The sequence below is a fragment of the Pseudonocardia sp. OZ21 genome (assembly GCF_059359135.1).
This window is the reverse complement of record NZ_JCADBN010000026.1, coordinates 12,622-35,083: the sequence shown is the minus strand read 5'-3', so window position 1 is coordinate 35,083 and position 22,462 is coordinate 12,622. Positions and strand designations below refer to the sequence as shown.

The following is a 22,462-nucleotide window of genomic DNA, read 5'->3' as shown; positions in this document are numbered from 1 at the left end:
CCGGCTCATCCCGTGAAGGTGGTGGCGACGGGCTGAAGGTCCGAGGCCTCGGTGTCGGTGAGGACCACGGCGCTCTCGACCTGTTTCGCGAGATCGGGCGTGGCGAGGATGTAGTCGATCCGCGTGCCGCGCTTCGTGGCCATGTCGCGGTAGAAGGGCCCCTGCGAGAAGAGTTGGGCCGACGACCTTGCACGGGTGTCGTACGGGTGGCCGGCCCACGGCGGGTCGGCCAAGGCGCCCGCCGGATGTGCGGTGCGGGCCTGTGAACCGGGCGACTCGCGGGGGCGGCCCCGATGATCGTTGCGAGATCCGGTTCTTCGTCCTCTGCGGGGCCGACTCGTGGATCTCGCGCCGATCAAGCACCCTCGGCGCGCGGGAAGGGGGCGACTCGCCCACCGGAAACGGGCGACTCGCGGGTGGGGAACGGGCGACTCGCGGGGGGCGGGGCAGCGGGGGGCTGTGCCGCCGCGGGGGATGATGCGGTGATGATGCCCCTTCCCCTGGACGGGATCGTCGTCGTCTCCTGCGAGCAGGCCGTGGCCGCGCCGTTCGCCACCCGCCAGCTCGCCGAGCTCGGCGCCCGGGTGATCAAGGTGGAGCGGCCGGGGGACGGGGACTTCGCCCGGGCCTACGACACCGCCGTGAGCGGACTGTCCAGCCACTTCGTCTGGCTCAACCGGTCGAAGGAGAGCCTGGCGCTCGACCTGAAGGCCGACGCGGGCGCGGGTGCGGACGCGGTGATGCCCCGACTGCTGGCCCGCGCCGACGTCTTCGTGCAGAACTTCGCTCCCGGTGCGGCGGAGCGGCTCGGGCTGGGGCACGAGGCCTTGCGCGAGCGGTATCCCCGGCTGGTCACCTGCTCGATCTCCGGGTACGGCCCGTCCGGCCCGTACCGCGACGCGAAGGCCTACGACCTGCTGATCCAGTCCGAGGCGGGTCTGGTCTCGGTCACCGGGACGCCGGAGGCGCCCGCGAAGAGCGGCATCCCGGCCGCCGACATCGGCGCGGGCATGTACGCGTTCTCCGGGATCCTCGCCGCCCTCTACGACCGCGAGCGCACGGGCGTGGGCACGCACCTGGAGATCAGCCTCTTCGACGCGCTGGTCGAGTGGATGGGGTTCCCGCTGCTGTACACCGCGGGAAGCGGCGCCCCGCCGCCGCGGGCCGGCACCAGCCATCCCGCCATCGCGCCCTACGGCACGTTCGCGGCGGGCGACGGCACCGAGGTCGTGATCGGGATCCAGAACGAGCGGGAGTGGGCGGCGTTCTGCGGGGCCGTCCTGCAGCGTCCGGAGCTGGCCGGTGACGAGCGGTTCCGGACGGGCGCGCTGCGGGTGGAGCACCGCCCGGCCCTGCATGCCGAGATCGACGCCGTATTCGCCCGCCTCACCGGCGACGAGGTGGCGACGCGGCTGGCGGCGGCCCGGATCGCCCACGCCCGCCGCCGGGAGGTGGCCGAGGTGCTCGAGCACCCCCAGCTCGCCGCGCGGGGCCGCTGGACCGAGGTCGGCTCGCCGGCCGGGCCGCTGCGCACGGTGCTGCCGCCGATCACACTGCCCGGACGGCCGCCTCGGCTGGACCCGATCCCGGAGGTCGGCGAGCACACGCGGGCGATCCTCGACTGGCTCGACGACTGACCCGGACCCGGCAAACAGCCGAAAAGGGATTACCGAATCAATGTCGTAATCTGTTACCTGCTCAGCTTCCGGCGTTCATTTGTTGGTGGTCGCCCGATCCGGGAACGGCACTACTTTTGCCCGATCATCATGACGGTGGAGGTAATGTGCAGTTCAGCGGTATGAGTCGGCGTGACGTGCTCCGCGTGGGGGGCGCGCTCGCCGGCGGCGCAGCGGTCAAGCTGCTCCCTTCGGTCGCGTTCGCGCCACCGGCCCCGGGCGCACCGGATCAGACAAAAACGGTGCAGGGTACGTTTCCCCCGAGCATCTCGGATTGGTACTACCTGCCGGTGGAGGTCCCCAAGGGGGTCAACCAGATCGAGGTCGTGTACTCCTACGACAAGCCGGCGGTGCCGAGCGGAACGCGCGGGAACGCGTGTGACATCGGGATGTTCGGTCCGGAGGGCCACGACCTGGGCAACCAGCGCGGTTTCCGTGGGTGGTCCGGCGGCTTCCGGGACCGGTTCTCGATCAGCGCGTCGGAGGCCACTCCGGGATACGTTCCCGGCCCCATCAAGCCCGGCACGTGGCACGTGATCCTCGGCCCGTACACGGTCGCGCCTCAGGGCATGAACTACCACGTGGACATCACGCTGCACTTCGGACCGGAGGGCGCGCCCTTCGTCCCGCATCCGGCACCCGCCACGGCGCCCGCGAAGCAGCGGGGCAAGGCCTGGTACCGGGGTGACTGCCATCTGCACACCGTGCATTCCGACGGGAAGCGGACCCCCGACGAACTGGTCGCCGACGCCAGGGCCGCGGGTCTGGACTTCATCGTGTCCACCGACCACAACACGATCAGCTCGCAGCTCCAGTGGGGCGACCACGCCACGGACGACCTGCTGATCCTCAACGGCGAGGAGGTCACGACGCGGTCCGGGCACTGGCCGGCGATCGGGCTGCCGGCAGGCACCTGGATCGACTGGCGCTACCGCGCCGCGGACCGGAACGACTACAAGAAGTTCGTCGAGCAGGTGCACAAGGCCGGTGGACTGGTCACGGCCGCGCACCCGTTCGCGAACTGTTTCGGCTGCACGTTCGAGTTCGCCTACGAGCTCTCCGACCTCGTGGAGGTCTGGAACGGCCCGTGGACCGACGAGGACCAGCAGTCGGTCAACCACTGGGACGGCCTGCTGCGGTCCGGGCAGTTCATCCCCGCGATCGGTGACTCCGACGCCCACAACCCCGACCAGACCGTCGCCCTGCCGCACACGGTGGTCCTGGCCGACAGCCTCGCGCAGAAGGACCTGCTCGCCGGGATGAAGGCCGGGCGCTCCTGGCTCGCGGAGTCCTCTGCGGTCACCCTGACGTTCGTCGCGTCCTCGGGCGGGCGCTCCGCCGGCATCGGCGACCGGCTCCCCACCGACATCGGCGTGCCCGTCACCGTGGAGGCCGAGGTGGGCGGGGTGCCCGGCACGTCGGTGTCGATCCTCGACCAGCTCGGCGTCGAGCACACCGAGACCGTGCCGTCGTCCGGTTCGGCGAAGGTCAGCTGGACCACCGACGCGCGGTACAGCAGGTGGGTCCGGGCGGAGGTGCGTCGCGCCTCCGGCAGCCCCAAGACCACTGTGGCCAACGCGATGGTGGCGATGACCAACCCGATCTTCCTCGGGAAGCCCTGAGCCCCTGCCGTCCACCCACGCTCACGCCACCCCGGCGGCCTCCCGGAGGTTCGCGAGCCGGGGTTCCATCTCCTCGGCGGGCACGTCGGCCATGATCTCGGCGGCGATCGGCACGGACGTGGTGAGCAGGTCGCCGGGGAACAGGTCGATCCTGCTCACCGACGGGGCTCCGAGCGTGCGCAGCGCCGCCCCGGGTGCGAGAGCGTCCACGGTGGTGGCGAGCGGGCCGCCGGTCCAGACGGGGATGCCGGCGAGCGTGCCTGCGCTCGCGACGTGCGTGTGCCCGGCGAGCACCAGCCGGACGTCCGTGCCCGAGATCGCGGCGCCGAGCTCCTCGCGGTGCAGCAGCGGGATGGCCGTGGCCAGCGGCGAGGCACTGGGCAGCGGCGGGTGGTGCAGCACGAGCACGGTGCCGGCGGGTGCGGGTTCGGCCAGCAGGGCACGCAGCCACGCGAGCTGACCGGGCCGGAGCACACCGTGGGCGAGGCCGGGGACGGTGCTGTCAAGGACGACGATCCGCAGCGGTCCGACGCGCACGACGTGGTCGAACGGGGCGGTCGACGGCGCCTCGCCCAGCAGGTGCTCCCGCAGTGCGCCGCGGTCGTCGTGGTTGCCGGCGGCGAGGACGACCGGTACCCCGAGGCGTTCCGCCGCGGGCTCCACGATCGCCCGCAGCCGCCGGTACTCCGCGGGCCGCCCGTGCTCGGTCAGGTCGCCGCTGAGCACGAGCGCGGTCAGGCCCTGCCCGTCGGAGCCGGGACCCATACCGGCGACGGTCTGCAGCGCGCGGTCGAGGAGGGCGGCGGTGTCGACGCCGCCCGGGAGAGCGTCGCCCTCGGCGACGAGATGGAGGTCGGTGAGCTGGATCAGGGTGTGAGTCGGGACGGAGAGCGTCACACCCCCCATCGTGGCGCCGGGTTAGTGTCGGCGCCATGGAGTCCGACCGGCTGGGTCGTCGGGTGTGGGGGCTCTTCACCCCGTACCGCACGAGCCTCGTGATCATCGGCGTCGCGGTGCTGCTCAGCAGTGGGCTGGGCATCATCACCCCGTTCCTCACCCAGGCCGTGTTCGACCGTGCACTGTTCCCGGTGGGGGGCGGTGGCGTGCGCATCCCGTTGCTGGCCTGGCTGGTGGGCGGGATGGTGGCGGTGCCCGTCGTCACGTCCCTGATCGGGGTCTACCAGACCTACCAGACCACACTGCTCGGCAACCGCGTGATGGCTGACCTGCGCAGCCGGCTGTTCGAGCACCTGCAACGGATGGACCTGGCCTTCTTCACCGCCACCCGCACCGGGGCCATCCAGTCGCGGCTGGCCAACGACGTCGGCGGCGTGCAGTCGGTGCTGTCGGAGACGGCCAGCTCGATCCTGGGCAACGTCGTGACGGTGGTGGCGGCGCTGGTCGCGATGCTGCTGCTCAGCTGGGAGCTGACGCTCGTCGCCGTGGCGCTGACCCCGCTGTTCGTGCTGCTTCAGGTGCGGGTGGGCCGGGTGCGGCGCAAGCTCGCCGGCCGCACCCAGGAGTCGCTGTCGGACATGACGGCGATCACCCAGGAGTCGCTGTCGGTGTCCGGTGTGCTCCTGACGAAGGTGTTCAACCGGCAGGCCTACGAGGTGTCGCGCTACCGCGACGAGAACGCCCGCCAGGTCGACCTGCAGGTGCGCCAGGCGATGTCGGGCCAGTCGTTCTTCGCGGTGGTGCAGACGTTCATGGGCATCACCCCGGCGCTGGTCTACCTCGTGGCCGGGTTCCTCATCGCCGGGGGCGTCGGGGTCAGCGCCGGCACGATCGTCGCGTTCACCACGCTGCAGACGAGACTGCTCTTCCCGACGGTCAACCTGCTGCGCGTCTCACTGGACGTGCAGACCTCACTGGCCCTGTTCGGGCGGATCTTCGACTACCTGGACCTGCAGCCGCGCATCGTCGACGCACCGGACGCACGCAGGCTCGACCCGGCCACCGTCTCCGGGCGCGTCGACCTGGAGAGCGTGTGGTTCGCCTACCCGCCGGCCCCGCCGCTGGGGGTGGTGGCCGCCCCCGTCGTCGCGCAGGCTGCCGACGGGCGGGGGACCGACGGGAACGGCACCGACGGGAGGGTGACGTGGGCCGTCCGTGACGTCTCGTTCACCGTGGAGCCGGGGCAGCTGGCGGCGATCGTCGGGCCGAGTGGTTCGGGCAAGACGACGCTCTCCTACCTCGTGCCGCGGCTCTACGACGTCAACCGCGGCCGGGTGCTGATCGACGGCCGGGACGTCCGGGGGCTCACCCAGGCCTCGGTGGCCGACGCCGTGGGCATGGTCACCCAGGACACCTATCTCCTGCATGCCACGGTCCGCGACAACCTCCGCTACGCGAAGCCCGATGCCACCCAGGCCGAGATCGAGGAGGCCGCGACGGCGGCCAACATCCACGACCGCATCCTGTCCTTCGCCGAGGGCTACGACACGGTGGTGGGCGAACGGGGCTACCGGCTCTCGGGCGGGGAGAAGCAGCGCCTCGCGATCGCGCGGGTGCTGCTGAAGGACCCTCGCATCCTGATCCTCGACGAGGCCACCAGCGCGCTGGACACCACGAGCGAACGGCTCGTGCAGCAGGCGTTGGAGGCCGCGACGAGGCGGCGCACCACGATCGCGATCGCGCACCGGCTCTCCACGATCCTCGGCGCCGACGTGATCCTCGCCGTGGATGCCGGCCGGGTGGTGGAGCGCGGCACGCACGCCGAGCTGCTCGCGAAGGGCGGGCTCTACGCGCGGCTCTACACCGAGCAGTTCGCCGGCGGGAAGGTCGAGGCGCGCTGCGCCGACGGCGTGCGCTTCACCGACGGGGAGGTACTGGTCGGGCGGTGTACGGGTGAGCCCGCCGTCCCGGGCGTCCGGGACGGCGGGCTCACCGCTTAGGTCGAGGTCGAGCCGGCCTGTCGGGGAACGGGGCTCCCGTGGATCACCGGGCCACGAGGTAGATGCCGTAGGCCGCGATCGCCGCCGCCGCGAACAGGCACACGTAGGCCATGGTCGTGGCGACGGCGGGGCTGAGCACGCTCGCGCCGGCCCCGCCACGGGGGGCATCGGTGCGGGCACTGGACAACCCGACCAGCGCCAGTGCCACGAGCACGACCACAGCCACGGCAGCCGCCAGCGACACGAGCGCCACGAGCAGCAACGATCCCCAGTCGATGTTCACGTCCGATTCCTTCTCTCGGGTGGTGCAGCGGTCAGGCGTTGGCCGGGACGGGCTCCGCCCGGCCGGGCACGTCGTTGACGTTGTCGGCGTTGATCGGCCTGCGTCGCGCGCTGGCGAAGATCCCGGCGGCCACGCCGACACCCACCACCGCGACGACCACGGTGCCGAAGGTGCCGCCGTCGCTGACCGCCAGCGCCGCCGCCCCGCCGACCACCGCGGCGGCCGGGAGCGTCACCACCCAGGCGACTGCCATCTGCCCGGCCACTCCCCACTGGACCGACGCGAGACGACGACCGGCGCCCGCTCCGAAGATCGATCCGGTGCAGACGTGGGTGGTGGACAGCGCGAAGCCCATGTGCGACGAGGTGAGGATGACCGCGGCGCTGCTGGTCTCGGCAGCGAAACCCTGGGGGGTCTGGATGTCACTCACGCGCTTCCCGAGCGTGCGGATGATCCGCCAGCCACCGAAGTAGGTGCCGAGGCCGATGGCCAGGCCGCACGTGAGAATGACCCAGAGCGGCGGACCGGAGGCCGCGGGCAGTGAGCCGGCGGTGATCAGTGTGAGGGTGATGACTCCCATGGTCTTCTGCGCATCGCTTGTGCCATGGGCCAGCGACACCATCGATGCCGAGACGATCTGGCCGACCCGGAATCCGCGACGCGTGGTGCCGTCGTCCGCTTTGGCGGTGATCCGATAGGCGAGATAGGTCGCCACAAGGGCGATTACGCCGGCGACGATGGGGGAGATCACGGCGGGCAGCACCACTTTGCTGATCAATGCGCCGAAATGGATCGCGCCGGTTCCGGCGGCCACCCAGGTTGCTCCGATCAGCCCACCGAACAGCGCGTGCGAGGAGCTCGACGGGATGCCGATCAACCAGGTGACCAGGTTCCACAGAATTGCGCCCACGAGGCCGGCGAAGATGACGACCGGTGTGATGCGGGCCTCGTCGACCAATCCGCTGGAGATCGTCTTCGCGACCTCGACGGAGAGGAAGGCGCCGACAACGTTCAGTACACCTGAGATCAGGACTGCGATCCTGGGCGGTAAGGCACCCGTGGCGATGGATGTAGCCATCGCGTTAGCAGTGTCGTGGAAGCCGTTGGTAAAGTCGAATGCAAGCGCAGTGACGACCACCACCACGACGATGACCGAGAAATTCATGTGGGCCCGTACCTCCGCGTCATGGTCACGCCATCACGCTACGGGTCGTCAGGCGAAATTCAAATGAACCCGTGACCAAAAATAGGTACGGAGTTTCGCGACATAGCGAACCAACAGGACGACCGCGCGCCGCGTCCTGCATTCACCAATGCGTCGGAGAGTAGTCCTTCAGGAAGCAACCGTGCAGATCCTCGCCCGCCTCGCCGCGCACGATCGGGTCGTACACCCGGGCCGCCCCGTCGACGAGGTCGAGCGGGGCGTGGAACCCCTCGTCGGCCAGCCGCAGCTTGGTGGGGTGCGGGCGTTCGTCGGTGATCCAGCCGGTGTCGACGGCCGTCATGAGGATGCCGTCGGTCTCGAGCATCTCGCCCGCGCTGGTGCGGGTGAGCATGTTGAGCGCTGCCTTGGCCATGTTGGTGTGCGGGTGGCCCGGTCCCTTGTAGGCGCGGGTGAACTGCCCCTCCATGGCGCTGACGTTCACCACGTACTTCCGCCGCGCAGGCGATGCGGCCAGCGCCGGTCGCAGGCGGCTGATCAGGATGAAGGGAGCCGTCTGGTTGCACAGCTGCACCTCGAGCAGCTCGAGTGGGTCGACCTCCTCCACCCGCTGGGTCCAGCTGTTCACCGGCGCGGTGTCCGGCAGCAGGCCGCCTGCGTCGATCGCGGTGCCCGCGGCGATCCGTTCGGGCGACGCACTGCCTGCCGTGAGGGCGAGCTCGGCGAGTGCGGTGGGGGTGCGCTGCGGACCGGCCGCGATGGCGGCCGGGCGCTCATTGCGCACGTGGTCGAAGGTGACGACCTCGACCAGCTCGGCGGCCGGCCCGGGGCCCGCGCTCTCCGCCTCGAGCAGCGCCGCGTAGGAGCCGGGGGAGCGGCGGACGGTCTGTGCCGCGTTGTTGACCAGGATGTCGAGCGGGCCCTGGGCGGCGACCGAGTCGGCGAGGCCGACGACCTGGGCCGGATCACGCAGGTCGATGCCCACGACGCGCAGCCGGTGCAGCCAGTCGGCGCTGTCGGGCATGGCGGCGAACCGGTGCACCGCGTCGTTCGGGAAGCGCGTGGTGATCGTGGTGTGGGCGCCGTCGCGCAGCAGCCGGAGCGCGATGTACATGCCGATCTTCGCCCGGCCGCCGGTGAGCAGGGCCCGGCGGCCCCTGAGGTCGGTGCGAGCGTCGCGCCTGCTCCGGTTCAGTGCCGCGCAGGGCGGGCAGAGCTGGTGGTAGAACGCGTCGACCACGTGGTAGCGGTTCTTGCACGTGTAGCAGGCCCGGGAGCGCAGCAGCGTGCCCGCCGTGGCGCCTACGGCGGTGGAGACGAGGGGCAGGCCTTGGGTCTCGTCGTCGATCCGGCCGGGGGCGCCCGTGGCGGTGGAGGCGGTGACCGCGTCGTCGTTGGCGGCGATCGCGTCCCGCTTCTCCGCCCGGCGGCGGAGCTTCACCGACTTGTAGATCCCGGCGGTGGCACGCCGGATGCGCACCGCGTCCGGATGCTCGGGGGGAAGGTCGTCGACCTCGGCGAGCACCCGGAGGCAGGTCTGCAGGTCGGCGGGGTCGATACCGGACACCCCAGAAGGGTACGGGTGGGTCAGTCCTCGATCTCCGCCAGCGCCTTGCGCGCCTGCTCGAGCTCGGCCTCGAGCGCGGCGACGCGGGCCGCGCGCTGCTCCCGGGCCGCGCCGATCACGGCCTCGATGGGACCGGCCAGCTCGGCGTGCAGCTCCTGTGCCGCCCGGGCGACAGCGGCGGCTGTGACGGGCAGGCCCCGGCTGAGCCAGGTGGTGCCCTGCTTGAGCTCGGCCTGCCAGTCGCCGTCGGCCGTGCCGCTCACGGTGAGGGTGAGCTCGACCGTGCGGGTGGTACGGGCGGTGGAGGAGCCCTTGGGGCGGCCGCGGCGGGGCTTCTCCGACTCGGCGCCGGGCTCGCCGGTGACCGCGGCGGGCTCCGGGGCCGCCACGGCTGCGGGCTCCGGGGTGGCCTCCGCCGCAGGTCCGGACGTGGATGCGTCCGGCGCGGCCGTGTCGGCGGGAGCCGATGCCGTGGTGGTGGCGCTGGTGGATCGCCGGGTCGGGGGCGTTTCCTGGGGGGTGCTCATCGGTGCGGCGTGCTCCCTCTCGTGACAGTGCGGCGAACCAGGTTGATCGTAGAACACATGTTCGACCAGGTCGGGGTCGGGGCGTGGGACACAAAGCGGTGAAAACGCTTAGCAACGCTATAAACTGTGGGTGTGCACGCCCTGACCAGCTCGTCCCCCCGTCCGGGCTGCGTCCCGGTACGGTCCGCCACCGTGGCCTTCACCGCGGCGACTCCTGAGGGAACACGACAGGTGGTGGGACGATGACGCGCTTCGAGCTGGGCTGCGACGGCCCGATGACGCTGGTGGTCGGCGTGGACGGCTCCGACACCGGATGGCGCGCCTTCCACTACGCACTGGGGCAGGCACGCCGTCAGGGCGCTGAGGTGGTGGCCGTGTTCGCCGAGACCTTCCCGGCGGCCACGTTCGCGGGCACCGGCGCGCTCGCCCTCCCGATGGCCGAGAGCTCGGCGGACGAGCTGCGCGATGAGCTGCGTGGCGCCGTCGAGGCGCTGGCCGCCGAGCACGGGGTGCAGGTCCGCTTCGTCGTCGCCGCGGCCGACCCGGTGCTCGCGCTGACGCAGGTCGCGGAGGAGGTGCGGGCCGACGCGATTCTGGTCGGTGCGAGCACCCAGGCGGCTCACCGGCTGTTCGGGTCGGTCGCGGTGCGGGCGGTGCGGGCCGGGCGGTGGCCGGTCACCGTCGTGCCTTAGCCGAGCAGGCTCGCGCGCGAGCCGGCCACGATGATCGTTGCGAGATCCGGCTCTCCGCCCTCTGGGGGCGAAAACCCGGATCCGGCGGCGATCAAGGTGCCCCGTGCGGGCGACTCGCGCACGGGAAACGGGCGACTCGCGGGATGGTGATCAGCCGGCTCCCGAGACGGCGGAGGACTTCTTGTCCTCCTCCTCGCCGATGATCGACCCGATGCGTTGCGCCGCCTCGGGGCGGCTGACGCGCAGGAGTCCCAGCGCGAGGACACCGAGAACGAGCGCGGCCAGCGTGATGTACGGCGTCATGTCCAGCGGCTCGGGCGGGGTGGGATAGACCGAGCCGTACAGCGCGGCGCCGAAGATGACGACCCCGGCCACCGGCACCACCAGGTGGGTCACGATGCGGTAGCGCCCCACCTCGCACCGGAAGAACACCGCGCCGCCGACGCAGAGCCCGATGTAGACGAGGATGACGCAGAGGGTGCCCAGCGTCGCGAAGAAGTAGTAGACGGTGGTGGGTTCGCCGCCGAGATCGTCGGTCCCCAGCCCGAACCCGACCAGCGCTGCCCACACCGTGGCCAGCGCGGCCACCGTGAGTGCGGCGTTGGCCGGTGTCCGGAAGCGGGAGTGGGTGCGGCCCAGCCAGGGGGGCAGTGCCCCCTCCCGGCCCATCGCGAACAGCGTGCGGGTGGCGGCCGTGGCGCATCCGACGCACACGAAGAACGCCGACAGGAGTGCGCCGATCTCCACCAGGGAGCCCAGTGGCTCGCCCACGAAGCGGGCCGCGATCGTCTTGAGCGCGAACGGGTCACTGCCCAGCGCCGCCCCGTTGTCCACGCCGAAGCCGATGGACAGGCTGTAGGTGGTCAGGAGGTAGAAGACGGTGGCGATCCCGACCGCGGTGATGACGGCGATCGGGATGGAGCGGCGCGGGTTCGAGGTCTCCTCGCCGAAGTCGGCAGCGGACTCGAAGCCGATGTAGGACGTGATGCCGAGGATGATCCCGTAGAAGACCCCGGAGAGCCCGCCCTTCTGGGTGTGGGCGAACGTGAACGGCGCCAGCGAGTTGCCGTGAGCGCCCCCCTTCGCGGTGACGGCGACGTCGACGACGAGGATGACGAGGATCGTCGCGGCCGCCACCACCAGCTGCAGCTTGCTGGTGACCGCGATCCGGACCACCGACAACGCCACGAGCACGGCCATCCCCACGAGGAAGAGCGGGAACCACCAGTGCTGGCCGAGTCCCAGCAGGTCCGACGCGAGGTAGGCGACGGCGGCCATCGTCATCGGCACGAAGCAGATCAGGCCGAAGGTGTACATCCACCCGGCGAGGAAGCCCGCCGTCGCGCCCAGGCTGCGGCTCACGTAGGTGTAGGCGTAGCCGGCCGCGGCCATCCGCCGGGTGAACCCCATGACGACGACGGCGAGGGCGAGGCAGGCCACGCCGCCCAGCAGGAATGCCAGTGGCGTGGAGGTGCCGGCGATCACCGCGACGCCGGGGACGTTGAGCAGCATCGCCATCCCCGGCGCGAGGATCGTCACCGAGATCGCGATGACGTCCCTTGTCGACAGCGAGTTCGCGGCGAGCGCGTTGGGGCGGATCGACTCGCTGCGGTCCGGAGTGCTCATCAGTAGAACTCGAAGTATTCGCGCAGCTGCCATTCGGCGGCTGCCGTGTCCGGATCTTCGGCGCCGCCTCGGGCCGCCTCGAAGCGTGCGTACTCGGCGCGCTTCATCATCAGGTAGGAGTCGACGAACTCCGGGCCGAACTGGTCACGGTAGAGCGGGTCCTTGTCCAGTTCGGCCACTGCGTCGAGCAGGGTGGCCGGCAGTGCGTCGGCCTCGGTCTTGTACGGGTCGCCCGCGACGAACGGCGGAGGGGTCAGGCCGCGGGCGATGCCGTCGCGCCCGGCGGCGAGATCGGCGGCGAGGAAGAGATAGGGGTTCGCTGCCGGTTCCCCGAGGCGGTTCTCCAGGTGCGTTCCGGGATCGCCCGGCCCACCCTGGACCCGGACGAGCGAGCCCCGGTTCTCCACGGCCCAGGAGATCCGGTCGGGGGCGAAGGAGTACGGCGCCAGCCGCGAATAGCCGTTCACCGTGGGGTTGGCGAAAGCGGCCATGGCCGGCGCGTGAGCGAGCTGCCCGGCGAGATAGCCGAGTCCGGTCTCCGACAGGACGGTCTCCTCGGCCTGGAACACGTTCGCACCCGACGCGTCGGCCAGCGATGCGTGCAGGTGCCAGCCGCTCGCGAAGAAGTTCGGCAGCGGGGGCTTGCACATGAAGGTGGCGTGCAGTCCTTGTCGCGCGCAGATCTGTTTCACCGCACTGCGGAACAGGATCATTGCGTCGGCGGAGTCGAGGCCGACCATCGGGCTGAAGCTGATCTCGAGCTGCCCGGGGCCCCATTCGTCCTCTATCGACCGCGGTGGCAGTCCGATTCCGATCAGTCCGTCCCGCAGGGCGGTGACCGTTTCGTTCACGGAGTCCAGCCGGACCTCCGAGAGGTACTGGTAACCGAACTGGAATGGTTCCACCGCAAGGGGGGCCGGGGGCTGGGTGGTGCCGTGCAGACCGATCGTGGGTGTCACTCTGCGCGTGATGTAGAACTCGACCTCGAGACCTGTCACATAGGTGAGGTTCTGTTCGGCCAGCCGCTGCACCTGGGTGCGCAGGATGTGCCGGGGGTCGAGGGGAACCGGGCGCCCGTTGGAGAAGTAGGAGTCACAGAGGATCCAGGCCGTGCTGTCGGCCCACGACAGAACGCGGAAGGTGGTCGGATCGGGGACGATGACCACGTCCGGGAAGCCCGTGAGCTCCTCGATGCCCAGTCCGCCCCCTGGTGCGAAGGCTGGGGGAAAAAGGAAGTTCGCCGAGTCCATGCTGTAGATGGCCCCGGAGAAGTCGATGCCGTTGCTGAGGCCGGCGATCGCGGCGTGCGGCGACAGGAACTTCGCACGTGGGGTGCCGTGCTGGTCGACCACCACCACGCGGACGGTTTTGATTCCCAGCCGGTCGATCTGCTCGGCTACCTCGACGGCTGCGGATTGCTGGTCGGCGGTGTGCAGCCCATGCTCGGCGACGAATCCATGCCGGCCGATACCAGAGGCCGCCGGCGAGAAATTCGCGGCAGTCATTCGGTTGGTCCACCTTCCCTAATGCTTTTCCCGGCCCGGGTCTGTGGTCGGTCATTGTTCCGGGCCCGTGTGAAGTCTACGTGTGGTGACAAGAGGGAAAAGGGAGCGAGTAATGAAAGAGGAAACGAAAGGTAATTGCTGTCGATGTGGGATCAACGACGGCGCGGACGCCGGCTCGGCGAGGCGGTCGAGGGGTCCGGTGGCCAGTCGTGCTTCGGGTACCGGCCGCGGAGCTCGGAGCGGACCTGCGGGTAGCCGGTCGCCCAGAACGAGGCCAGGTCGGCGGTGACCGCCGCCGGACGCCCGGCGGGGGAGAGCAGGTGCAGCACCACCGGGAGCCGGCCGCCGCCGACCGTCGGGGTGGCGGTCCACCCGAAGACCTCCTGCACCGCGACCGCGAGCACCGGCTGGTCACCGGAGTAGTCGAGGGCGATCCGGGAGCCCGACGGCACGGTGATCCGTTCGGGGGCGAGCTCGTCGAGGGCGGCGGCGTGCCGCCAGTCCAGCACCGCGCGCAGGACTGCCGTGGCGTCGATCCTGGCGAGGTCCGCGCGGCTGCGCGCAGTGGTGAACGGGCCGGTCCACCACCGGTCGGGATCGGCCAGGAGCGCGGCGTCCGATACGTCGGGCCACTCATCGCCGAGGGTGCGGTGCAGCGCGGCGAGCCGCTCGCGCAGCCTCCTGGCGCCGTCGGTCCAGCGCAGCAGGGCGGTGCCCTCGAGCCGCAGACCGTCGAGCAGCGCCTCACGGACGACCGCCCGGTCGGGGTGGGACACGCGGCGCTCCTCGAGCACGATCGCGCCCAGCCGTCGGACGTGCCGGGCCACGACGTCACCGTTCCCGCGACCGGAGGTCTGCCAGCCCACCTCGTCCGCCTCGGCGAGCAGCGCGGGCGCGGCGAGCTCGGCGAGCTCCTGGTCGGCGACGGCCGCCAGCCGCACGCGGCCGTTCTGGGCGCCGGGAGACCGCTCGGCGACGGCGACGGCGAGCCACTCCTGCCCGTCGAGACCGCTGCCGGCGGGCACCTCGACCGCCGTGCCGCCTGCCATCAGGTACAGCGGCGAGCCTGCCGCCCGCCTGCGGGCCAGCCGCTCGGGATGGGCGAGCGCCACGACCAGCGCACCGGACCGGTCGGGACCGGGGTCGCCCGGGGTCGGGTGCGTCGCCGGGCGGTTCCGCGTCCCGCGGGGAGCACCGGACGACGGCAGCAGGCGGGTCAACCTGCTCACCTCGCCGCGCCAGCGGCCCGAGCCCGGTGCCGCGCCCGAGCGCAGCCGGCGCAGCTCGCCGTCCACCTCGGGGCCCGCGGTCAGGGTGTCGTCGTCGAGCAGGGCCACCACCTCGGCCGCGGTCCGTGCGCCGACGAGCGCGGTCCCGTCGAGCAGGGCGCGGGCCAGGCGGGGGTGCAGCCCCAGCTCCGCCATCCGCCTGCCTCGGTCGGTGGCGCCCGTGCCGTCGAGCGCCCCGAGCGCGCGCAGCACCTCCTGGCCGGCGCGCAGCGGCCCGTCCGGCGGTGCGTCCCACCAGCGCAGCGCGCTGCCGTCCGGGGTGCCCCAGCAGGCCAGGTCCAGTGCGAGGCGCGTGAGGTCGGCGGTGCGGATCTCGGGCTCGGGATAGCGAGCCAGCAGCTCACCTTCCGGCCAGCAGCGGTACACGAGCCCGGGTGCCTCGCGGCCCGCCCGACCGGCCCGTTGCTCGGCCACGGCGGCCGACACCCGCACGGTGACCAGCCCAGCGAGCCCGCGGCGATGGTCGACGCGCGGCACCCTGGCCAGCCCCGCGTCCACGACGACCCGGACTCCGGGCACGGTCAGGCTGGACTCGGCCACGGCGGTGGCGAGCACCACGCGGCGCCGGGGGCCGGGCCGCAGCGCAGCGTCCTGCTCGCCTGCCGGCATCCGCCCGTGCAGCGGCAGCACGTCGGCGTCCACTCCGGACAGAGCGGCCGCGGTGCGCCGGATCTCGGCGACACCGGGCAGGAACGCGAGGACGTCGCCGTCCCCGTGGTCGAGGGCGGCCCGCACCGCCCGGGCCACGCACGCCTCGATCCGCTCCCCGCGAGCCGGCGGTATGTGCCGGACCGCGACGGGGAACGTCCTCGCCTCCACCCGCAGCACGGGGGCATCCGCGCCGGAGGCTCCCAGCAGCTCCGCCAGGCGGCCCGTGGCGACCGTGGCCGACGTCGCGAGCAGCTTCAGGTCCGGCCGGAGCCCGTCGCGGGCGTCGAGCAGCAGCGCCAGCAGCAGGTCGGCGTCGAGGTGGCGTTCGTGGCACTCGTCGAGGAGCACCACGCCCACCCCGGCCAGCTCCGGATCGGCGAGGAGCCGGCGCAGCAGCAGCCCGGACGTCACCACCTCGATGCGGGTGGCGGCGGAGCGGCGTGCGTCCCCGCGCACCGCGTACCCGACGGTCTCACCGACCGGCTCCCCGAGCAGCGACGCCATCCGGGCGGCCGCGGCCCGGGCCGCGAGCCGGCGTGGCTCCGCGACCAGCACCTTCGCGTCCGTCGTCGCGGCGGCCAGCGCGAGCGGTACCAGCGTGGTCTTTCCCGTGCCGGGCGGCGCCACGAGCACGGCGCTGCCGTGCGTGTCCACCGTGGTCGTGACCTCGTCGAGTGCGCCACGGACCGGGAGGTCGGGTAGGTCGGCCGGCAGGATCATCCCGGGCAGTGTGCCCCCCTGCCGCGGTGTCAGCGCCGGCCCACCGGGTCGTCGTGCTGGTGGAACCGCCGGGCGGCGCGCCGGGTGAGCGTGGTGACCGCGTCGAACCAGCGCGCCGGGCGCGCGACGGCGTGTCCCGGCTGCACCGGGCGGCGCGTCTCGTCAGCGGGCAGGAGCCGGGCGACCCCGGCGAGCAGCCGCAGCGTCGTCGCGGGGGCGAGCCCGTGCAGCCGGACGCCGATCTTCGCGGCGGGGGTGAGTATCACCTCGGGACGGCCGCGCCGGGCGGCTCGGACCAGCTTCGCCGCGGCGCGCTCCGCGTCGATGGACAGCAGCGGGAGGCTGTCGGCGACGGTGAACCACCGGTTCTCGGCGGTCCGGTCGCCGGTGAAGAGGGCGTTGCGCGGGGAGCCCGTGCGCATCAGGCCCGGCACCGCCGTGGTGACGGTGACGCCGTGCCGCCCGGCCTCGACCCGCAGCCCCTCGGCGAACCCGACGGCCGCGTGCTTGGCGGCGGTGTAAGGCAGCAGGTGCGGCGCCGGCAGCTTCCCGCCGACGGACGTGATCGCGAGGATGCGGCCGCCTCCGTGCTCACGCATCACCGGCAGCGCGGCCAGCACGGGGTGGAGCATGCCCCAGAACATGACGTCCATGGCCTCGGCGAAGTCCTGCGCGCGCATCGCGGCCGCGGGTCCCACCTGGATGATCCCGGCGTTGGTCACGAGCACGTCGAGGCGCCCGAAGCGCTCCACGGCACTCGCCACGAGCCGCTGGGCATCGGCCTCGACCGACACGTCGCCCGCCACCGTGACGACCTCGGCCCCGCGGCCCTGCAGCTGCGCCGCCGCGGTGGCCAGCCCGTCCTCGGAGCGGGCGTTCACCACGATGTCGTGGCCGTGATCGGCCAGCTCTCTGGCCAGCAGGAAACCCAGCCCGCGGCTGGCGCCGGTGACGACGGCGACGGGCCGGTCGGTCACGACGCCGCTTCGAGCTCGGGAGCGTCCGGGAGCGGGTGGCACAGCGCCGAGCGACCGTCGGCCCAGCGCTCCAGCAGCAGGTCGCCGAAGCGGTCGGCGAGCAGCCCGCTCGCGCGGATGCCGAACACGACGTCAGCGGCGAGTGCCGGTTCGGCCGCCAGCAGCGGCGCGATCACACCACGCCGCACGACCTGCTCATGCACGGCGTCGGCCTCGACGTGCTCGGCGTAGAACTCGACCGCCGCCTCGGGCAGGTCGAGCCGGCGCATCGCGCGGACGAGCCGGTCGGAGCCGGGGGAGGAGGTCAGCTCGACCGAGGCGAACTGCCCGATCAGCGCGCCGCGCAGGGAGCGGTGCAGCCCGCACATCGACATGAGGTTCACCTCGGCCAGCGCCGGTGCGGGCGCCGCGTCGAGGTAGGCGCCGTAGGAGGCGTCGAGATCCAGCGCGCGCATCATCTCGGCGAACAGGTGCGCGTGCATGCGGTCGGGGTCGCCGGCGCCGTACTCGTCGTGCTCGACGGTCACCAGCGCCGCTTTCGCCGGGCCGTCCAGCCGGGCGATCACCCAGGCCTGCGGGTCGGCCTCCTTGAGGTGGTAGAGCGACCGGTGGGCCACGTACTCGCGCACCTGCCAGCGCTCACCCGCGCGGCGCAGGTGATGGGAGACGCCGCGGGCGTCCACCGGTTCGACGAGCAGCGACTCCAGCTCGGCGTCGACAGCGTCGGGCGTGCCGTCGGAGGGAGCGACGTCGTCGCGCAACGCACCGAGGAAGACCTGTTCCATCGCGCGCCGGACCGTGAGCAGCGACGGGTCCCACTCGAGGTCCTCGTCGACACCGGCGAAGCCCCGGTAGTGCAGCTCGTAGAGGCAGTACAGCGCGAGCTGCAGGTCCTCGCCGTACGGGTCGGTGACCTCCACGGGCGGCAGGATCTCGGGCCCCCGGCGCAGCGAGCCGATCACGGCAGCCGACAGCGGGCCACGCGGCTCGGGCAGCGCCGGCGGCTCAACCAGCACAGGTCGGTTCCTGCTCAGCACGGTCCTCCCCTTCGTCCTGGCGCACCTTGCGCCGGTGGCTGGTGTCACAGAACGGCTGGCGGCGGCTGCGCCGGCACGTGCACAGGGCGCTGACCGCGCGGTCGGAGCGCACCCGTCGCCCGTCGGGAAGCACGACCTCGATGGGCCCCGACACCAGGATCGGGCCGTCGTCGGTGAGCACGATCTCGCGTGCGCGCTCAGGCACGCCGGGCCCCGACCACCACGAGCTCTTCGAAGCGCTGGCCGGGCCGGATCAGGCCGCGGGACTCCAGCAGAGCCGCCCGCCCGCGCATGACCGGGCCGAACGGCACCGTCGCGCGTTCGAGAACCTGTGCCTCCAACCCGACCCGCGTCAGCGCGTCGAGCGTCATGTCGGTGTCGCAGACCGCCGAGTGCACCAGCAGGACGTCGCCGTCGGGCTCGAGCACGTCGGACACCCCCGCGCAGATCCGGTCGAGCAGCGCGCGGCCGTCGGGTCCCGCGTCCCAGCAACGGGCCTTGCGGTGCCGGGGCAGGGCCTCGGTCGGGGCGGGGACGTACGGCGGGTTGGCCACGACCAGGCCGAAGCGCCGCCCGCTCACCGGGCCGAACAGGTCACCGCGGTGGACCGTGACGGGCGCCCCGTGCAGCCGGCTGTTCAGCCAGGTGGCCACCACCGAACGCAACGAGAGGTCGACCGCGGTGACCGAGGCGGCACCGGAGCGGGCCGCGGCAACCGCCAGCGCCCCGCTCCCGGTGCCGATGTCGAGCACGTCACGACCGACGGCGAAACGGCCACGGCTCATGATGTCGATCAGCATCTGGCTGTCACTCTCGGCCCGGTACACCCCGGGTGGCCGCAGCAGCATCACGCTCGCTCTGTGCCCGCTGACCGGAAAGCCAAACCCTTATCAGTCCACATCGGCCACGTTCTTCGCGATAGCAGCGAAGCGTGTCTGCGCCGCCGAGATGACGCCCGAGCGGTTCTTGTGGTTCTGCTCGAACGCGATCATGGTGGTGAGGTCGGCGGCCGTGGTCAGCTCGCGCAGCGCGGCGATGGCGTTCTGCGCCGTCATCTCCTCGTAGTGCTTGATCGGCAGCTCGGACGCCTTCAGGCTGCCGAGGTCGGCCCGCGTCTCGCGCACCACGTCGGCCACGCCGTCGGCGCCCTCGCGCGCGGCCACTCGCTCGGCCCGCTGCAGCGCCGCGTCGCGACCGGCCGTGGCCACCTCGCGGGTGCCGCTGCCGAGCTGGACGACCTTGCCCGCCACGTCACTGACGGCGTCCCTGGCCTGCTCGCCGGTGCGGTAGGCGATGTGGACCGCGTGGTTGACCCGCCCGACCGCGAAACGCGTCGGCAGGCCCACGGCGTGGACCACGCCGCCCGCCACCCGCTGTAGCGGGGTCGGCGTCAGCGCGGCAGGTCCGCCCAGCGCCTCCTCGGCAAGCACGGTGGTGAGCCATTCGACGGTGGCGGTGTGGGCGGTGACGAGGTCGTCGGCGAGCTTCTCGACGGCCGTGAGGTCCGCCCGCTCGGCGAGTACCCGCAGGTAGCGGGCCCGGTCGAGGAGCTGGTGCTCCAGGCTGAGGTCTCCGAGCAGCGCCTCGTCGATCGGCTGGGCCTGTTCCATGGTGCTCTTGACGAGCGCGAGCACGCGGCCCAGCGCGGGGGTCACCACGTCCGGCACGGCGTGCAGGGTGTGCAGCTGGTCGGCGATCCGGCGGGCACGGCGCACGGCGTTGTCGCCGTTCTGCCGCAGCTCGCGTCGTACGGCATCGGTACGGGCCTGGGCGACGCGCAACCTGGCGATCTGGGCCTCGGTGTGCGTGAGCTGTTCGAGCGCGCGCAGCTGCGCGACGACCGTGTCGGTCACGACGGTCTTCGTGGCCATCTGCGTGGTCGCGGTGCTGGTGTTCGCCATGATGGCGATCAGTCCTCTCGTGGTCGGGCCGGTATGTCCGGGGTGCCCGCCTCCGGGGCAGCTCACGCGTCGCGACCGTGTGAGCACGCTCTCGGGTGGTTGCGGTGACCGGGCGCCGAGCGGTCACGCGCCCGGCGAGGCCTGCGCGGGATCGGCGCTCAGTCCTCGTCGAGGCGGGTCCGCGCCCTGGCGGTACGGGCGGCGGCGGCCCCCGCGGCCCTGGCCGAGGCCTTCGCCGTGGCCTCCGCCTCCCGGGCCGCCGCGGCGGCGGCGCGTTCCCGGTCGCGGGCGGCGTCCAGCTCCGCCGTCAGCTCGGCGACCCGGTCGCGGGCGGCATCCCGCTCCTCCAGGGCCGCGTCGCGGGCGTCCTCGGCGGCCTGTTGCTGTTCGCGCGCCGCCTCCTCCTCGGCCTCCGCCTCGGCGAGGGCTCGTTCCCGCCGTTCCCGCTCAGCCCGTTCCCGCTCGGCCCGTTCCCGCTCGGCGCGCTCGGAGTCGCCCGGTTCCGCGGCGACGGGAGCGGCCGGCGGGGGTGGGGCGGCCGCACGGAGCGCCGGTGCAGGCCGGGCGTCGGGGTCGGCCTCCGGCCCGAACCCCGTGTAGCTGACGGTGCGGGTCAGCCGGCCCGACCGCACCTGTTCCGCGATGTCGGGCCGGGCGAGCGCGGCTTCGAGGATGCCCTGCAGCTCCCGCAGCACGCTCTCGGCCGCCGGATCGCCCGCCTCCATCGCGAGCCGGCCCGCCTCCCGTGCCATGGCTGCGACGAGCTGGTGGCGCGTGCTCGACAGTCGGCGCAACGCCGCGCCGTCCAAGGTGCGCTGGGCGTCGGCGAGGCCGGTGGCGAGCCCGAGGAGCCCGTCGAGCTGCTCGCGGCGGTGCCGGGCGAGCAGGTTGGCCAGCCACGCGGCCCGGGTGGGACGGCGCAGCCTCCCGATCGCCTTGGCGAGCTCGCGGTCCCCGCTCTCGCGGGCGCGGGCCACGGCGGCGTCCCGCTCGCCGACGAACTCGTCGGGCAGCACCCCGTAGAGCTCCTCGGCGACGGCGTCCAGTGCCGCGCCGCTGTCGGAAGCACCGGCGCGCTCGTCGGCGGGCTCGCTGTCCGCGGTCCACCCCGGCTCGTCCGGCACGGGGCGACCCTAGCGGGACACTGGTGTAGAAACCGGAAACGGCAACCTTCTCGGCCGTGTGCGGACAAGTGGGGAGGGGCTCTCCCCGATTGCGCACGCAACGGTTACCGTGAAGTAGCGCGGAGCAGCGGAACCCCCGAGCCGCTGACCGTGCCCGGCGGCCGCTTCCCCACCCCTCGAGAAGCGGCCGCCGGACCAGCGCAAACGCGCTACGGTCGGCGGATGACCGGGTCGGTGCCTGAGCTCCCGCTGCCCGAGCCCGTCGCGCCGATGCTGGCCTCCCCCGGCCGACCGCCGGCCGGCCCGGGATGGGCGTTCGAGTTCAAATGGGACGGAGTGCGGGCCGTCACGGGCGTGGCGGGCGAGCGCTTCCGGGCACACAGCCGCCGCGGCAACGAGATCACCGGCGCCTATCCCGAGCTCGCCGACCTGCCCGGGCTCCTCGACGGGCGCCCCGCGCTCCTCGACGGGGAGGTGGTGGCGCTCGATGCGGACGGTCGACCCGACTTCGGCCTGCTCCAGCACCGGATGCACGTCCGCTCGCCGGCGCCGGAGCTCATGGACCGGATCCCCGTGTCGTACCTGGTGTTCGACGTCCTGCACCTCGACGGCACCTCGCTGGTCGGTGAGCCCTACGACCGGCGACGTGCGGTGCTGGAGGAGCTGGCGCTGGCCGGCCAGCGGGTGCGGGTGCCGCCCGCAACCGCGGGCCTCGACGGCGAGCAGCTGTTGCAGGTGGCCCGGGACCACGGGCTCGAGGGCGTGGTCGGCAAGCGCCGCACCGCGCAGTACGAGCCGGGCCGCCGGTCCTCGGCGTGGGTCAAGACCGCGCTGCTGCACACCCAGGAGGTCGTGATCGGGGGTTTCACCGAGGGCGAGGGGCGTCGCAGCGCCAGCCTCGGCGCGCTGCTGCTCGGCGCCTACGACGAGGACGGCAGCCTGCGCTACCTCGGCCACGTCGGCACCGGGTTCACCGAGACGGCGCTGCGCCACCTGCTCGGTGAGCTGGGTCCCCGCCAACAGCCCGCGAGCCCGTTCGACGAGGAGGTGCCGCGGGAGGAGGCGCGCAAGGCCCGGTGGGTGCGCCCCGAGCTCGTCGGCGAGGTGGTCTACCGCGTGCTGACCGCAGAGGGCAGGCTGCGCCACGCCGCCTGGCGCGGCCTGCGCCCGGACAAGACCCCGGGCGAAGCGCGCCTGTACTGAACG

20 protein-coding genes are annotated in these 22,462 nt (G+C 72.6%); 5 read left to right on the top strand and 15 right to left on the bottom strand.

Features of this window, described 5'->3' with window-relative positions; translation table 11 throughout:
• Nucleotides 1-5: 5 nt before the first annotated feature.
• A complete protein-coding gene (locus AC5L35_RS35065) occupies nt 6-233 on the bottom strand; it encodes a hypothetical protein (protein ID WP_495064058.1) in 228 nt (75 codons plus the stop codon).
• Between the two features lie 252 nt (nt 234-485).
• On the opposite strand from AC5L35_RS35065, the gene AC5L35_RS35060 reads away from it, so the two are divergent.
• Together AC5L35_RS35060 and AC5L35_RS35055 are read left to right on the top strand one after the other, a co-directional pair.
• Nucleotides 486-1,637, top strand: coding sequence for a CaiB/BaiF CoA transferase family protein (locus tag AC5L35_RS35060; protein WP_495064057.1), 1,152 nt, complete (start codon nt 486-488; stop codon nt 1,635-1,637).
• Nucleotides 1,638-1,966: 329 nt separating this feature from the next.
• The gene (locus AC5L35_RS35055) at nt 1,967-3,298 is read left to right on the top strand and encodes a CehA/McbA family metallohydrolase (RefSeq protein WP_495064056.1); all 1,332 of its coding nucleotides are present in this window, start codon (nt 1,967-1,969) and stop codon (nt 3,296-3,298) included.
• A gap of 21 nt (nt 3,299-3,319) precedes the next feature.
• On the opposite strand, the gene AC5L35_RS35050 is transcribed toward AC5L35_RS35055, so the two are convergent.
• Nucleotides 3,320-4,195 (bottom strand): metallophosphoesterase, encoded by an 876-nt coding sequence (locus tag AC5L35_RS35050; protein ID WP_495064055.1) that lies wholly within the window; start codon nt 4,193-4,195, stop codon nt 3,320-3,322.
• A gap of 35 nt (nt 4,196-4,230) precedes the next feature.
• On the opposite strand from AC5L35_RS35050, the gene AC5L35_RS35045 reads away from it, so the two are divergent.
• Nucleotides 4,231-6,195, top strand: coding sequence for an ABC transporter ATP-binding protein (locus AC5L35_RS35045; protein WP_495064054.1), 1,965 nt, complete (start codon nt 4,231-4,233; stop codon nt 6,193-6,195).
• Nucleotides 6,196-6,238: 43 nt separating this feature from the next.
• On the opposite strand, the gene AC5L35_RS35040 is transcribed toward AC5L35_RS35045, so the two are convergent.
• The 4 genes from AC5L35_RS35040 to AC5L35_RS35025 form a co-directional block, all read right to left on the bottom strand.
• Nucleotides 6,239-6,478, bottom strand: a complete 240-nt coding sequence (locus AC5L35_RS35040) for a hypothetical protein (protein WP_495064053.1) — start codon at nt 6,476-6,478, stop codon at nt 6,239-6,241.
• Nucleotides 6,479-6,509: 31 nt separating this feature from the next.
• A complete protein-coding gene (locus AC5L35_RS35035; RefSeq protein WP_495064052.1) occupies nt 6,510-7,643 on the bottom strand; it encodes an inorganic phosphate transporter in 1,134 nt (377 codons plus the stop codon).
• 142 nt (nt 7,644-7,785) lie between these two features.
• Entirely contained in the window at nt 7,786-9,207 is a 1,422-nt protein-coding gene (locus tag AC5L35_RS35030) for an SDR family NAD(P)-dependent oxidoreductase (protein WP_495064051.1), read from the bottom strand.
• A 20-nt stretch (nt 9,208-9,227) separates the two neighbouring features.
• Nucleotides 9,228-9,734 (bottom strand): DUF6319 family protein, encoded by a 507-nt coding sequence (locus tag AC5L35_RS35025; RefSeq protein ID WP_495064050.1) that lies wholly within the window; start codon nt 9,732-9,734, stop codon nt 9,228-9,230.
• 242 nt (nt 9,735-9,976) lie between these two features.
• Between AC5L35_RS35025 and AC5L35_RS35020 the strand changes: the two genes are divergently transcribed.
• Nucleotides 9,977-10,426, top strand: coding sequence for a universal stress protein (locus AC5L35_RS35020; protein ID WP_495064049.1), 450 nt, complete (start codon nt 9,977-9,979; stop codon nt 10,424-10,426).
• Between the two features lie 150 nt (nt 10,427-10,576).
• On the opposite strand, the gene AC5L35_RS35015 is transcribed toward AC5L35_RS35020, so the two are convergent.
• The 9 genes from AC5L35_RS35015 to AC5L35_RS34975 form a co-directional block, all read right to left on the bottom strand.
• Complete coding sequence (locus AC5L35_RS35015) at nt 10,577-12,052, bottom strand: APC family permease (RefSeq protein ID WP_495064048.1); 1,476 nt, start codon at nt 12,050-12,052, stop codon at nt 10,577-10,579.
• Nucleotides 12,052-13,557 (bottom strand): glutamine synthetase family protein, encoded by a 1,506-nt coding sequence (locus tag AC5L35_RS35010; protein WP_495064047.1) that lies wholly within the window; start codon nt 13,555-13,557, stop codon nt 12,052-12,054. The genes AC5L35_RS35015 and AC5L35_RS35010 overlap by 1 nt, the downstream gene beginning before the upstream one ends.
• A gap of 152 nt (nt 13,558-13,709) precedes the next feature.
• On the bottom strand, nt 13,710-16,217 hold the full coding sequence (gene hrpB / locus AC5L35_RS35005; protein WP_495064046.1) for an ATP-dependent helicase HrpB: 2,508 nt from the start codon (nt 16,215-16,217) through the stop codon (nt 13,710-13,712).
• A gap of 29 nt (nt 16,218-16,246) precedes the next feature.
• A complete protein-coding gene (locus AC5L35_RS35000; protein ID WP_495064045.1) occupies nt 16,247-17,194 on the bottom strand; it encodes an SDR family NAD(P)-dependent oxidoreductase in 948 nt (315 codons plus the stop codon).
• Complete coding sequence (locus AC5L35_RS34995) at nt 17,191-18,210, bottom strand: iron-containing redox enzyme family protein (RefSeq protein WP_495064044.1); 1,020 nt, start codon at nt 18,208-18,210, stop codon at nt 17,191-17,193. Before AC5L35_RS34995 ends, AC5L35_RS35000 begins: the two co-directional genes overlap by 4 nt.
• Nucleotides 18,200-18,436, bottom strand: a complete 237-nt coding sequence (locus AC5L35_RS34990) for a CDGSH iron-sulfur domain-containing protein (protein ID WP_495064043.1) — start codon at nt 18,434-18,436, stop codon at nt 18,200-18,202. The genes AC5L35_RS34995 and AC5L35_RS34990 overlap by 11 nt, the downstream gene beginning before the upstream one ends.
• The gene (locus AC5L35_RS34985) at nt 18,429-19,079 is read right to left on the bottom strand and encodes a HemK2/MTQ2 family protein methyltransferase (protein ID WP_495064089.1); all 651 of its coding nucleotides are present in this window, start codon (nt 19,077-19,079) and stop codon (nt 18,429-18,431) included. Before AC5L35_RS34985 ends, AC5L35_RS34990 begins: the two co-directional genes overlap by 8 nt.
• 42 nt (nt 19,080-19,121) lie before the next feature.
• Entirely contained in the window at nt 19,122-20,132 is a 1,011-nt protein-coding gene (locus AC5L35_RS34980) for a ferritin-like domain-containing protein (protein ID WP_495064042.1), read from the bottom strand.
• Nucleotides 20,133-20,290: 158 nt separating this feature from the next.
• A complete protein-coding gene (locus AC5L35_RS34975) occupies nt 20,291-21,256 on the bottom strand; it encodes a hypothetical protein (RefSeq protein ID WP_495064041.1) in 966 nt (321 codons plus the stop codon).
• 222 nt (nt 21,257-21,478) lie between these two features.
• Here AC5L35_RS34975 and ligD point away from each other — a divergent pair, with 222 nt between their 5' ends.
• Entirely contained in the window at nt 21,479-22,459 is a 981-nt protein-coding gene (ligD, locus tag AC5L35_RS34970) for a non-homologous end-joining DNA ligase (RefSeq protein ID WP_495064040.1), read from the top strand.
• Nucleotides 22,460-22,462: the final 3 nt, after the last annotated feature.

Coding starts and splice junctions, on each gene's coding strand:
- AC5L35_RS35015 (WP_495064048.1), bottom strand. CDS start 12,052: ATGAGCACTCCGGACCGCAGCGAGTCGATCCGCCCCAACGCGCTCGCC.
- ligD (WP_495064040.1), top strand. CDS start 21,479: ATGACCGGGTCGGTGCCTGAGCTCCCGCTGCCCGAGCCCGTCGCGCCG.
- AC5L35_RS34980 (WP_495064042.1), bottom strand. CDS start 20,132: ATGGCGAACACCAGCACCGCGACCACGCAGATGGCCACGAAGACCGTC.
- hrpB (WP_495064046.1), bottom strand. CDS start 16,217: ATGATCCTGCCGGCCGACCTACCCGACCTCCCGGTCCGTGGCGCACTC.
- AC5L35_RS34985 (WP_495064089.1), bottom strand. CDS start 19,079: ATGCTGCTGCGGCCACCCGGGGTGTACCGGGCCGAGAGTGACAGCCAG.
- AC5L35_RS35020 (WP_495064049.1), top strand. CDS start 9,977: ATGACGCGCTTCGAGCTGGGCTGCGACGGCCCGATGACGCTGGTGGTC.
- AC5L35_RS35045 (WP_495064054.1), top strand. CDS start 4,231: ATGGAGTCCGACCGGCTGGGTCGTCGGGTGTGGGGGCTCTTCACCCCG.
- AC5L35_RS35060 (WP_495064057.1), top strand. CDS start 486: ATGATGCCCCTTCCCCTGGACGGGATCGTCGTCGTCTCCTGCGAGCAG.
- AC5L35_RS35025 (WP_495064050.1), bottom strand. CDS start 9,734: ATGAGCACCCCCCAGGAAACGCCCCCGACCCGGCGATCCACCAGCGCC.
- AC5L35_RS35010 (WP_495064047.1), bottom strand. CDS start 13,557: ATGACTGCCGCGAATTTCTCGCCGGCGGCCTCTGGTATCGGCCGGCAT.
- AC5L35_RS35035 (WP_495064052.1), bottom strand. CDS start 7,643: ATGAATTTCTCGGTCATCGTCGTGGTGGTGGTCGTCACTGCGCTTGCA.